16 protein-coding genes are annotated in these 12267 nt (G+C 61.4%); 8 read left to right on the plus strand and 8 right to left on the minus strand.

The genetic code is table 11. The features are described from left to right. Positions 1 to 393 precede the first annotated feature (393 nt). From A5782_RS12555 to A5782_RS12590, 8 genes are all read left to right on the plus strand, one after another. Entirely contained in the window at positions 394 to 666 is a 273-nt protein-coding gene (locus A5782_RS12555; RefSeq protein WP_067099980.1) for a WhiB family transcriptional regulator, read from the plus strand. Then, positions 642 to 1052, plus strand: a complete 411-nt coding sequence (locus A5782_RS12560) for an NUMOD4 domain-containing protein (protein WP_067099983.1) — start codon at positions 642 to 644, stop codon at positions 1050 to 1052. The genes A5782_RS12555 and A5782_RS12560 overlap by 25 nt, the downstream gene beginning before the upstream one ends. Continuing rightward, positions 1049 to 1432, plus strand: coding sequence for a helix-turn-helix domain-containing protein (locus A5782_RS12565; protein WP_156623905.1), 384 nt, complete (start codon positions 1049 to 1051; stop codon positions 1430 to 1432). The genes A5782_RS12560 and A5782_RS12565 overlap by 4 nt, the downstream gene beginning before the upstream one ends. A 511-nt stretch (positions 1433 to 1943) precedes the next feature. Then, the gene (locus A5782_RS12570; protein WP_156623906.1) at positions 1944 to 2462 is read left to right on the plus strand and encodes a hypothetical protein; all 519 of its coding nucleotides are present in this window, start codon (positions 1944 to 1946) and stop codon (positions 2460 to 2462) included. Between the two features lie 285 nt (positions 2463 to 2747). Next, positions 2748 to 3269 carry a P27 family phage terminase small subunit gene (locus tag A5782_RS12575; RefSeq protein WP_082942901.1) on the plus strand — a complete coding sequence of 174 codons (522 nt, stop codon included), beginning with the start codon at positions 2748 to 2750 and terminating at the stop codon, positions 3267 to 3269. A gap of 2 nt (positions 3270 to 3271) precedes the next feature. After that, positions 3272 to 3601, plus strand: coding sequence for a hypothetical protein (locus A5782_RS12580; protein WP_067099993.1), 330 nt, complete (start codon positions 3272 to 3274; stop codon positions 3599 to 3601). Between the two features lie 362 nt (positions 3602 to 3963). Continuing rightward, positions 3964 to 4449: a hypothetical protein gene (locus A5782_RS12585; RefSeq protein ID WP_156623907.1), complete on the plus strand. Its 486-nt coding sequence runs from the start codon at positions 3964 to 3966 to the stop codon at positions 4447 to 4449. An 84-nt stretch (positions 4450 to 4533) separates the two neighbouring features. Then, positions 4534 to 5607 carry a hypothetical protein gene (locus tag A5782_RS12590; RefSeq protein ID WP_067099997.1) on the plus strand — a complete coding sequence of 358 codons (1074 nt, stop codon included), beginning with the start codon at positions 4534 to 4536 and terminating at the stop codon, positions 5605 to 5607. A 1545-nt stretch (positions 5608 to 7152) separates the two neighbouring features. Here the strand turns inward: A5782_RS12590 and A5782_RS12600 are convergent. The 8 genes from A5782_RS12600 to A5782_RS27270 all read right to left on the minus strand — a co-directional run bounded on the left by A5782_RS12600 (position 7153) and on the right by A5782_RS27270 (position 12175). Then, positions 7153 to 7644, minus strand: a complete 492-nt coding sequence (locus tag A5782_RS12600) for a hypothetical protein (protein WP_156623908.1) — start codon at positions 7642 to 7644, stop codon at positions 7153 to 7155. 105 nt (positions 7645 to 7749) lie between these two features. After that, positions 7750 to 7983 (minus strand): hypothetical protein, encoded by a 234-nt coding sequence (locus A5782_RS12605; RefSeq protein ID WP_156623909.1) that lies wholly within the window; start codon positions 7981 to 7983, stop codon positions 7750 to 7752. Continuing rightward, positions 7983 to 8408, minus strand: a complete 426-nt coding sequence (locus tag A5782_RS12610; RefSeq protein ID WP_067100087.1) for a hypothetical protein — start codon at positions 8406 to 8408, stop codon at positions 7983 to 7985. The genes A5782_RS12605 and A5782_RS12610 overlap by 1 nt, the downstream gene beginning before the upstream one ends. Positions 8409 to 8439: 31 nt before the next feature. Continuing rightward, a complete protein-coding gene (locus tag A5782_RS26815) occupies positions 8440 to 9648 on the minus strand; it encodes a hypothetical protein (RefSeq protein ID WP_231986671.1) in 1209 nt (402 codons plus the stop codon). Continuing rightward, a complete protein-coding gene (locus A5782_RS12620) occupies positions 9649 to 9945 on the minus strand; it encodes a hypothetical protein (protein ID WP_067100004.1) in 297 nt (98 codons plus the stop codon). It abuts the gene before it with no gap. A gap of 77 nt (positions 9946 to 10022) precedes the next feature. After that, positions 10023 to 10691, minus strand: a complete 669-nt coding sequence (locus A5782_RS12625; protein WP_156623910.1) for a hypothetical protein — start codon at positions 10689 to 10691, stop codon at positions 10023 to 10025. A 361-nt stretch (positions 10692 to 11052) separates the two neighbouring features. Continuing rightward, positions 11053 to 11688, minus strand: a complete 636-nt coding sequence (locus tag A5782_RS12630) for a hypothetical protein (protein WP_067100008.1) — start codon at positions 11686 to 11688, stop codon at positions 11053 to 11055. A 187-nt stretch (positions 11689 to 11875) separates the two neighbouring features. Further along, positions 11876 to 12175 (minus strand): DUF3761 domain-containing protein, encoded by a 300-nt coding sequence (locus tag A5782_RS27270; RefSeq protein ID WP_082942903.1) that lies wholly within the window; start codon positions 12173 to 12175, stop codon positions 11876 to 11878. Positions 12176 to 12267: the final 92 nt, after the last annotated feature.

A 12267-nucleotide genomic window follows, 5' to 3' on the forward strand; every position in this document is an offset into this window, starting at 1 on the left:
CTTTAAAGGAGGGGGGCACGCGCCGTGCCCTCACCAAAACCCCAGCTCAAGCTCCCGTGCCCCCGTGCCCCCCTCCTTTAAAGGAGGGGCACGGGGTCGGGCACGCAGGATGGGGGGTGCCCCGATGAGGCGGCCGGTAGCGATCTGGGAGGCCTACATCCAGACCGATGCGCTCGACATCCCGTGCATGCACTGCTCGGCCCCGGCCGGGACTTGGTGCAGCCTCCCCGACGGAAGGGTCAGAAGGGTCCCTTGTGTGTCCCGCGTGGCCGACGCCGCGCGGAGTGGTCAACACAATGTGGTGAGAAATTTGCAGAACTCGAATTCCTCACCACCCGACCCCAGCCGCGGTCGCGACTTCTCCGAACCATTGGTGGCCAGGGAGACCACCTCATGACCACCGCCGCCGATCTGATGGCGGATGTACAAGCCCAGCCGGATTTGAGCGCCGGGTTGTGCGTCGGCGACCCCGAGCTATGGTCTGCCCCTGACGATCCCGGCATGACCGAGCGCGCCATCGCATTGTGCTTGTCGTGCCCGGTCTTCCAGGCATGCTCGGACTGGGCCGCCACGTTGCCCGAGGGCGCCGTCCACGGCGTTGTTGGGGGCCGCGTGCACGAGTGGTTATCGCCCAACCAACGATGGCGCAGGCGGCGAGCAGCATGACCTTCCTGTCCATGGCCGCGGACGATACCGAGGTCTGGTTGCCGGTCTGCGGCTACGAGTCGCACTACGAAATCAGCAACCTTGGGCGGCACCGGGGCCTGCCGCGGCAAGTGCGCGCCTGCCCCAACGGCGTGGAGCGGACGCGCATTGTGCCCGGCGGCATCCTGGTCCCAATGCGCCGACGCGAGAGCGACAGGTGGCGCATCAAGTTGTATCGCAGCAACACTCCTCAGCACTTCGATTTGGCCGCGGTGGTTTTGGCAACATTTCGCAGCCCAGCACCCACGCCTGACCATTACGCGCAGCACATCGACGGCAACTTCGACAACTGTCGGCTGGAGAACTTGCGCTGGGCGCTCCGGGACGCGGCGGAAGCCGCCGTATGACGCCGACAGGAGTACGGCACCTGCCTGGCGTCACGGTGCTTAGCCCCGAGGTCGTCGCTGAACTCTGCGGTGTGCTCGCGTTTGTAGATACCGAATTGGGTGGGCGTAGTCGGGTGATCAGCGCGCGGCTCGTGGATCTGCATACGGCCCTGGCACCCGGTGTCGCGCCGCACGTGACGAATTTGGATGTAGAAACTCTGCGCGCGTTAATCTTTCGGAATGAATTCGATCCGAAGACGGTGGCGAAATTGATCGGCGTCGAACAGGACACTGTCCGAAAGTATCTGCGGCTCGGCACGATGCGTGGCCGCAAAGTCGGAGACCGTTGGCTCGTGCCGCTGTCGGAGATCGAGAACTATCACAGGAAGGCGGTTTCGTGAAATGTCCTATCGAGTCAGCGATTCCGCGGCTCTGGTCATAGTCAGAGGCCAAGATGGCGAGCTGCGGTACCACAGTGCCGGCGGCCCCGAAATACCCTGGCTTTCGGCGCAACAAGCGGCGAGTTACTTAGAGCTAGGCGTCGTCGAGCGCGTCGACGACGCCTAGCCACGTAGGAGCGGAGATGGGGCGTTCACGAGTTTGGAATGGAGTGAGTGAGATGGCCAACAAAGTTCAAAGGTGCCACCGGTGTGGCAAGAGGCTTCGGAATCCGCACAGCGCCCACGCCGATGGGTGGATCAGTGTGCTCCGCGAAGGCGTCATCGCCGAGACTTTCTGCCCCAGCTGCACCACGCCTGTGGAGCGGGCTGAGTCGGTGATGGCCGCGGCTACCACCGAGCTCGCGTTATCGGGAGAGTTTTTTATGCAGCGTACGAAGTTTGGGGCACCGGCATGAGTGATCGACATGAACGGGTTGACCGATGGCGGCAATTGACTGAGGTGAGCGCGCGGGTGCATGCCGAGATGATGGCGATCGCCCGAGCCAAAAACTTTGAGTCTCGGGGATTTACGCCGGAGGAGGCATCGCGGATTGACTGGCTGAACTCAGAAGGTAATCGTCTTTTGGCCGAGCGTGAGGCCATCGACCGGGAGATGCTGGCCGAGCTGCGTAGCGGGCCGTCCGATCCCGGCGCCGAGGCGGACCAGAAGTTGGCCGAGCTGCGGGCACTGCCGTACGCCCCCGTACCCCCGACAGTGCGCCAGAAGCAGCTGGAGCTGGCGCGGCAGCCCATCCGCGACCCTCAGCGGGCGCTGGAAATTTTGGAACGGAAGAAGCGCGAGGGTGACACCTACCGCCATATTCTTCGTGTCATAGCTGAACGCGCCCACGCCGACCGGCCGTACACCTCGTGGGCATCCTCTCGCCCTGGTGTGAACTGGCGGCCGCAGGTTCGCGACCGAAGCCGCGCCCAACGGGTACGGACGCCGTGGATAGCGGTCACCGCACGAAAAGCACGAAACAACACCTAAATTCCACCGAGCAGATGACAGCACATCCCCAAATCTCCGAGCGCGGCAATGGTCTGATCTTCGCCGGAGCCGCGTCGGACTGGCACTCTCGTACCCGCAGCGGAGGCGCGCGACTCCCTGGGTACGGGAGCCGCCGCCTCGCTCGCCAAAGGTCAAGGAAGGGCCCTGCGCGAGAGGGTAACTAAGTGCCTCCGGGGAGCTGCCTATCCCTCGTCCGGTCGCTCCCCGGAGGCCTAGGTAGGGCACAGACCGAACAAACGTGAGAAAACGACAGGGGGTAACGCCATGGGACATCGACCCGCACATCGTATTCGGGCGCTGCCTACGGTCCCACCGGAACCGCGGCTTGTGCCCGAACCACCGCCGGGCCTGGCTGACGCCGGCAAGGGGGCCTGGACCAGGATTTGGTCGCTGCATTGGATTGTGCCACAACGTCATTGGCAGACAGTGCAGCGATACTGTGAAATGACGGACATGCTCGCTGCATCTCTGGCTCAGGTCCGCGTCGATGGGTACATGATTGAGGGCAGTCACGGCCGGAAGCGCGCTCACCACGCCCTCACTGAAATCCGGCATTTGGCAACCGAATTGCGGCGCACCGAATCGGAACTCGGGATCACCCCAGCCAGCGAATCGAAGGCCGGTGTCACATCGCATGTAGATGAAGCAGAGCGGAACCGGCAGATCGCGCTCCGGAAGAACCCCGGCATCGTCCTCCAGGACAACGACGAAGAGGCTTACGATCCCCGACTATCTTGGGCCGAGGACTTCAAGCTGGCCGCGGCGCCCGATCCGAAAGGCGCGTGATTATGCAAGATTCCTTCGCCGTGCACGAGACAGGCGGCCAACCCCACGACCGCTACACCCCCGAGGAGACCAAGGAGGCGAACCGGATCGCCTGCGGATTCATCCGCTGTTTCCTCGACTCAATCGGCAAGGACGACGAGTTTGTCTGGGCCGTCGGCCACCACGCGCTTGCCAAAGCGTCATCTCTACTCGTCGGCGAAGACCTCGGACCCCGGTGGCGTGGCGTGCTCGCCGCCATCGCCGCCGAGGCCGCCAGGACCCGATTGATCGCGGCCGGAGGCATCGACCACGCGATTGCCGAGCTGGACCGAAAGATCGACGGCAGTAGCTGAACGCAGCACATCAGACCGTTCGCCTTCTCCGCACAGAAATGTTTGCTGGCGGTGCGCAAGCGCGGCGGCATGCTCCGTGTCGCCCGCACTCACGCCCGACTTGAAGCAGCCGGATACGTTCCAGTGCGCACCCAAGCCCGCCTATTTCCGCACGTCAAACAGGTAACGATTACCGGACCTGACCTATGGAAGTTTCCGGCCATTGGCGCGCGAGAGGGGTTACGCGGGTCGGCGCGCCTGAGCCGTTACAAAAAATCGGATTAGTGTAATGACAGATGGTTTGCCGGGGTGGGACGGCGCGGTTGCGAGGGCGGGGAGGGCGTCGGGCGCGGCGTGGTTAGCCGGGTAGGTGCGCGCGGTCGGTGGCCGCGGTTGCAGTCGTCGTGCTGGTCCACTTCATCGACTCCGGGCACCGTCGTCATGGCCCAGGTCCCAAGGCATTGGACGTTGAGAAGGCCCTGCCAGACGCCGGGGAGCCAGGAGCGGCGCCCGCCGATCCGGCAATGGTTAATAACGTCGTCACCTATATCTATGGCCATGGAAATGCTGTGGCCGTCGATAGCTCGAATGGTGTTCAGCTTGCTGGTGTCCATGATGGTGATCTCGATGGCTTGGTCCGAGCTGTGGCCGATGCGGGACTGGAGCCCAACGAAATTGCCGAACTCGAAGATGCGATCAAGGGTTATGAGGCCGACCGGGAAACCCCGCCGGGGCAGCCGGGGAGTCGCGTCCGGCAGTTCCTCGGCAAGGCGGCGCTTGGGAGCTTGAAGATGGTGGGAGAGGAAGCCGTCAGGGAGGGCGGCAAGTTAGTGGGCGATTTGGTTCGCGCCTACTACGGAATCCATTGACGCCTATCCCGCTTCGCCGTGCTCGCGGTGCGAGGGCCAGAAATTCGTTCGACGGCATCGCGTCGATGCCCGTAGCATCGCGGCGTGCTTCCAGCCGATGCTGAGGATTACGAGCGGCGCGTCTCTGTGGCGACGGACCCGCTCGACTCATTTTTCGTCCAGCTTGTCGGTGAGCTGGACGACCAGGCCGGCGGATTTAGTTGGTGGTCCGGCTACCTTGCCAACTGGAAGATGCGGACGCTGTTGTCCGACTACCTGATTCAATCAGTCCACGGAGTCTCGGAGGCGTTGATCTCGGCATCGTTCGGGGCTCGAAATCACCGCCAAATGACCGTTGCGGACACCGAAGCGGCGAAGAAGGCGCACAGCGAAGGCCGGATTCCGTTCCCGCTGGACGCCCAGGGGAGGCGCCGGCACCTCAACATCACGCAGTCCGCTGAATCCTGCTTCTACCACCTCGGCCAGGCGCTCGACCGGTTGTCCGCAACGATGATCGTCGTCGGCGGCTTTGGTATGGAGGTCGTCAGAGTCGACTGGGGTGACGTGGAGGATCTTGCCGAAGGCGTCACCAAGCAATCAACGAAGATCCGGCTGCAACCGCTGGGCACGCCCGGACGGGCGGCGCAGGATGCTCTCATGGACCCGGTGTTGAATTGGCATACATTCGGACCTGACGACTGGCTTCCCTGGATGCGCGACACCCGAAATGGCATGACCCATCGCGCTGGCGGCAAGAAAATTATCGCCATGACCACCGCCAACCGGCTAGCCCGGCTGTTCTACAGACAGCCACGGTGGAGCGAACTGCAGTCACTGGTCTTCGGTGCGCGCCCGCCGAAGACACCGTTCTACGACGCCTTCATCATGTCGGCCAGTGAGGATGTTCTCGAGGGCCTATGTGAGTCGGTTGCCACCCTGGTCGGAGAGTTGACCAAAGCGATAGTGACTTGCTGGGACGCCCGTGCTGCGAATCCACAACTGATTGCGCAACCCGATAAGCAGTGGCAGGTCGTCGAACCGGCCGAGTCAATATGGAATTTCCCAGGCTACGGCACCCCCGTCGTCATTCGACCTGGTGTCCTCAGACTCAGCCCACCAGACGGCAAGCGGTGGACCGCAGCCCGCGTGATGGACGACCGACGCAGTGCTTGGTACTAACCGGTTTCCCGGACCATCAACACGAGGTCAGCGGCAAGAGCAGCAAGGGCTGTTCGCGGAACGCGAAGCCCAGGTCGTTAATCAATGACCACCAGAGCGCTCCGCTTCCGCCTGCCGCAATCGGTTCTCCGCATCGTTGATGCGCGCATCCACGTTGGGCCGCCCGGCGTTGGTCATTCCGTTGACGGCGCTAATCGAGCGCGGGCGGTACGGAGGATGGCGGCAGTGATCATCGCAGCGCAGCTTAGCTGCCTGGGCACGCACAAAGGGTAGTTACTTGCTCGCTGGCATGCTTATAGGGATTAGTGAGTAGTGACTCATCTGACCCGCCCGGCATTGATCCGGGTGCGGGAATGAGGCGCTGAGAAGTGACGTGCGGCACCGCCGCACCACAGGTTCCACGCGACCCTGGAAGCCCACCGCCTGCAGCTAGCCGCGGGTAGTGACGTTACATCTTCCTCAGTCGGGCAGCTCGTGCTCGACTAACGAGTGGAGACCTGTTCGCTAACTCGACGGCGATGTCTTTAATCTGAGTTGTAGCGTCGCGCAACGTCGAGAGTGCTGTGGTAGGGCGTAGCACCCGAACCCGATAGGCCAACGGGGCGGATCGGCTGCGAGCGAACGCCTCGATGTGCAGACGCGACAGGTCAGAACCATCTTTCCAGTCGGGGTACTCCGCACTCGAGGCCACAGACAACTCGGAGAGCAACTTAGCTAGCTGCTCGTCTTCCGGTTCTAGCTGCTCGTCACCCGGTTCACGAGTAGTCATCGAGGATCACCTCCACATATCCCCTTCGCGGTAGCGCACAAGCTCTGGTGGGCGCGGCACCCTTTGCGACGGTCCTCTGCCTGGCCCAGAAGTCGTCCCAGTATCCGCGTGCGTGCAAATACCCCTCATCAGCTGGTCCGGGAGCCGTGTCTGGCCGCGCCCGCCAGGCCAGGATGTACACGTCAAGCTCCAAACCAAGCGTTCCTACGAGGGACCGCAGCCCAAGGGGAGTTACCAGCCTCCTCGCCCCTAAGTCAGTGAGCTGAATTAACTGATCCTCGTCCAACAACAAGACTACGTCAACGTCGCCCGGAGCCGCTTTATCGGTAAGGAAACTGCCCGATATCCACATTGCGCATATGGGCACCACCCGCCTGACGGCCGTAGTGAAGACATCCAGATGTTTAAGCAGATCTTTTCGACGCTGGTTAAACCCTGCGATGTGGTCAAGTTGCTCTAGCGTGACGCGATATCGACCGGGGTCGGGGTAGAGCGGCGTGTCGCCAAACGGTGAACTCACAGTAGACCCCCTGAAGTGTTCTCCAAAAGCAACAATAGACGGCTGCCGCGGGTACGCAGATAGAAAACTGTGAAAATTCCTGTAGCGAATTTGAGCCGCCACTGGCGGCTTCTGCGGAATCCAAGGCAACAAATATGAGACGAGCGTGGCTGCGCTGAATCATGCTCGTCATCTTCCGCGCCTCCAGTGGGCGATGGCCACCTCGACGGCCGCGCGATGGACGGTGCGGATCGTTTAGATCAAGCGGTCGGCAGCGTCACGCACCGTAGCGTCTCAGCTGCTGCCGCAGCTCTTCCGCTTCCGCCTCCAGTTTCTTGAGCCGGCGTTGCAGTGTGGCTTTTGACGGCTGCTTGGGCTGCTTGACCGGCTGTGACGGCTCCCCGCGAAGCCCTATGGGTTCGTAGGCCACGATATGCGCCGGGTCCATTGCGCACTGCGGACAGCGCATCGACACTGAGCCATGGTTAGTCGGCTTGTCATTTTCGCAATGACGACTTGTCTCGACGACGTGGCCGCAGTAGAGCCGAACACGCCAACGCATGATCTCGTAATCGGGTTGGGGTTGTAGAAGTTCACGCAGGCGGGCCGTTTGGTGGTCGCTCAGCGGTGGGGGCGGGTTCTCTTTGAACATCCGCTCGACAGCCTCATGGGTGTCCTCACACTGCTTCTGACGTCGATGATCCTCGCGGGTCAACTCGTAACTTTCCAGCGGAATGCCCTTGCTGCCGTGGGTCACCTCTTTCATCACGGGCACCGATCTTATTCACGGATCCATATCTGGGAGGCCCCCGGTGGGCGCAGAAAGTTCACAACTTGCACCCCGATGGATCCGAGTCCTAGTGGTGCGAGATGCTCAGTCTTCCGGTCGATAGCGGACGTGGTCGTCGTCGTATTCTCCACGTTCGCCCATGATGGTGTTGGGATAAATCAAGGGGCGCGGTGACGCCGGTCCGGTGACCGACGTCCATTCTGGGTCGGTGTACAGGTCGATTCGACGGTCTCGGATCCAGCGGCAATAGCAGTAGAAAAAGATGGTGAACAGAGCCATCAAGGCCACCATCGCGACCAATGCGAGAATCGCGGTCATCATGCGGGGCATGCCGCTTGCAGTGCTTGGCCGGCTTTTTGGCTCTGTGCGGCGTAGTCGGTGTAGGCGCGCTGGAAGTTCTGACTTGCTGCTGAGCTGTCGTCCGATCCGTTCTGTGACTGTCCCGGAATCGTCTGGTGCCACACGGCGAGCATCTTGTCATCGAGATTCACTAGAGCATAGGCCTTTTCACGCAAACCAGGATCGTGGATCTGGTCGGCGTACTGTCGCAGGCGGGTTTCGCGAGTTTGGTACGCGTCCACTAGTTTCTGCGGGTCGTCGATGCTGGTGGGGATGAGATCGCGCATTCGCGCGCTCTCGGATCTCGAGTACTTGAGCATGTCATTGACGGTGGTGCAATCCGAGTTCGGACTTGGCCTCAGATACAGCCACACCGAAACCCCGGCTATGGCCAAGACCAGCACGGCAGCGGCCGCCGCGGTGACAATGGTGCGCCTAGTTGCCACGGGTCATCACTGGAGGTGTTGGGATGCCCGTGGAGGGTAGGCCGCCGGCCCACCAGCCGTTCTTGATGTCGATGCTGCCGCCGTTGAGGTCGGGTAGGTGGATGGTCGCTTCGGGATAGACGGTAGACGTTTGCATGAGTTGTCCCAGGGTGACCGGCTTCCATGTGTGGGCTTGGCTCATGTCTGGCATTGTCAAATCGCCGAACGGTCCTCCGACCCCTTGAACGACCGGAATGGTGTTGAGTTCGTACTGGTATTCCTGCCATTGCGCCTGATACCAGCGGCCGTTGATCTGAACCGCCTTAGTGATGCCGTTGAATTCAGTACCACTGACCCGCACCTTTGATGTGCCCTGGAGATCTATTCCCCAGGCCTTCGCCTTCTGCGGATTGTCCGATCCGCCACCGATTGACGTCACGCCGGTCGATCCTCCGGTCAGCAGATCCGGGCGCACGCAGGGCGGACCCGATTGATACAGCGAGGGGTCTGGCAACCCGTTAGGGCTGTCCGCTGGGTGATCTGGGTCCAGCGTCCAGTAGCCGGTGCCGGGATGCCAGCCGGGCGGCGGCGGTCCGTCCCACCTGCCGGCGGGCGGATCGTGACGCGGCAGTTGCGGAATGCCACCGTTAGAGTCGCCGCCTTGGGTGTTGTCCACGAGTCGGATACCGCTGCCTTTGCCGTTGTGTGCAAAAGTGGCGTTCCCCAGACCGGTCGTGGCGGCGGTGAGTTGACCCGCGACCTTGACTTCGGTTCCGTCGAGTTGTTTCGCGCGAGACCAGATTTCACTAGCCATCGTTTCTGCTTGCGCTTGGAGAGCGGCCTGCTGTGCCGGTGTGCCGCCATGGTCGGTGTAAGAGACTGACAGGTCTTCTCCGACATCGAATCCCGCATTCTCGGCGTCCGAGACGGCGTTCAACACACTTCGCTGGGCTGCGCTGATGTCGCTCGCGCCGTTGCGTGCTATCCCGGCTGCCTGCCGGAGCTGGTCAGCTCTACTACTGACGGTGGATAGATCGGATGTGGTGCGTTGCCGCAACGCATCACCCCCGGCGCCTTTCCACGCGATGGAGTGGGACTGGTTACGCATCTGAAGAAAGGCATCGTCCCATTGGTCGGCCGTCTTGCTCCAATAGCCGGCAGCGTCGGTTAGATGCTGGGTGCTCCATGCTCGGATTTGTGAGAGGGTGGTGGCGGCCATCTAAACCACGGTCACCTTTGGTACGTCAGCCATTTCGTCGGCGGACGTAGCCTCTTGGTTGCCGTAGCCTGCGGCGGCATTGGTCACTTGGGTGGCAGTCTCCTGAGTCCGGGTTGCGAACGTTGCCGCATCCGTAGTGATCATCGCGTGAATGCTGCTGACGGCGGCGGTCGTGGGTTGAAATGGTTGCCCTGGCGACGGTGGCGTGGTCGCCGTGAGTTGGGCGCTCAATCCCTGCCATCGTCCCGCCATGGCACCTAACTGGTCCAGAACGACCTGCAATCCGTTCGATCCCATCCGGCGATCTTAAGCCGATCACCGGTTGGAGACTATTCAGTCCGAACAAGGGACGGCCAAGAAGGTGGTCGCAGCCTTTATTCACCTTGAGGGTTCTCGGTGATGGCGTCAAACAGAGCTTTGTTCCAACGCATCAAGACACCCAGCGCCAGCAAGCAGAGCCAATCGATCCCTAAGAACGTCAATTCCAACCCATGAAATTCGGCTCGAAAACTTCTCCACAATGGCAGACACGTCAGGACGACGGTCAAGATAATGCCCGGCATTGCCGGAGTGCTTGTCCCAATGGCTACCAGGAACCGCGGAACGACCGATCCCCGGTACAACCGCTGCGCGCGGAAATCTTCCCAGGTAAGAACCAAGTCGGTAGAGACTGCTCCACTCAGCGAGCGCAGGCGTGGAGCCACCCGTTGGTTCACGTACGCTGCCGCTACCGCGATCGACGACTCCTGCGCGAAATGAAGGAACGCCAGAACAAACGACAGAAGTGGGAGTCCGCAGAATAGGGCGAGCTTCGGGGTGGAGGACTGACCCAACAGGGTTGCCGCAGCACCCGTCAACGTCGCACTTGCAGTGACGAGGACGAACTCGTTCTTGACGCGATCCTGGATCTCAGAGCGAGCCGCTTTGTATTCTTCGAGTGCGATCGCGCCCGCCAACTCTGCGCTGGTGACGCCGGTTCGATCGGTGGGCGAATGCTCGATCGAAACGTTCGGACGAAGTAACTCCGCGACCCGTGTCCTCAACGACCTGTGCCTTCCAGCCCGTGGTGACATGTGCATAGATGAACTATCCGGCAACGTCGGATGTTGCCCAATCCCTCAAGCCGCCTCTGCCGGTCGAACGAGACTTCTTCACCCGACGCCTACACGGGTCATGTTACGGCCGGGGAGCATCTGAATTTTGATGTCATGTTGAGGTTCCTGCAAGCGCCCTTTCGGTGGCAGCGAAGCGTGCTACGTCATTCGCGAGTGCACGGCGATCGCTGGAAGGGCGGTCGTCCGATTCGGTCGCCATACATAGCGGCACCATACATCGGCGACAAATCTGTGGATTGCATGCAAACCTCGCGCGTCAACGACCTCGTTCTGCCTATCGCGTACCGCGTCAATTAATGTTGCCGATGCGAGGAATTGCTGCTTGGGCGAATTGCTTGAGCGTGTCGCATGATGCGCCCTCAATGCCCATCGCCTGATAGAGCCGATTGCCGCTCAGAAGTACCAACAACCTTGTCGACTTCTTGTGCTGTTCGTTCTCCGACTCGCTGCACGTCGCTCGGCCGGGAAGGCCACTCAACTCGCTCATATGCCCGCTCGCGGCGTCCATGTCTTGCTCGGTTCGCGCGTCCACAGGGAAGTCGGGAGGCAGCTGTAGTTCGGACGTGACCAAGTGAGAGTCATTGTGGTAGGAGCAAAAAGGAGTAGCGGAGCCAGGCTCGTCTCCGGTCGGTAATGCGGTCGTTGGCAAGCCGCCCAAAAGCCCGGCTGCCTCGTCGTTGGTGACCCAGCCACAGGGGAAGAAAGCCGGTTGAGCGGCGGGTAGAGGTTCGGGAACAACATGGGCCGTGATCACATCTTTGCGCCCAACCATGGTTCCCGGCACCGGCGAAATATCGGTGATCGGATATACGACGCCCTTGTCCCCATCGTTCGGATGGTTCAGCGGGTCGTGACCATCCGGCGCGATCGCCCTAACGTCATCCCAGCAGATAAGTGAAATTGCATCGCCGACTTCCACTCCCACGACGGCCGGGATCGGCCGCGGCCATGTCAGTCCATCGCAAAGCTGCGCCAGGTTAGCGGGCGGAAGTGGCCCCGTGGGCGAGGCCGCCGCAGGCACGTTTGGATGCGACGAGAACGAAGCCTGCTGGTCAGACCCACATCCAGCCAAAAACAATGCCACCGAAACTACCCAGGGAAGATGTCTCACTTTATTCCTCAACCCTTTTGAGCCACCTTGCTGTCCCAGCGGAACCGCAAGGGCACCACTGACTGACGCCACCATTTCCGGAGCATGTACCGCCGCGCGATTCACTATGCGAATACTTTCCGTCTCCGCACAGTGCCACCGCGCCAACTGGGTTATTGTCTGGCCTCTCCACGCAGACACCGTGAGCTTTGGACCAGTAGAAGCCTGTCGGGCATTCGTCAGCCGTGGCAGTGGGCGGCGCGGCAAGGGCAATGGTCGAGTAGCCTATTACAACGTTCACGACAGCAATGATTGACCGCATTCAGTCCCGCTCCTTTGTATTGCTCAGGAGAAGAAATTTAGCGTCGAGATCGCTTCCCGCGCGGCGGAATCGGTCCAACACGGTCTGGGAAA

Source organism: Mycobacterium sp. 852002-40037_SCH5390672 (genome assembly GCF_001665875.1).
In the GTDB taxonomy this organism is placed as follows: domain Bacteria; phylum Actinomycetota; class Actinomycetes; order Mycobacteriales; family Mycobacteriaceae; genus Mycobacterium.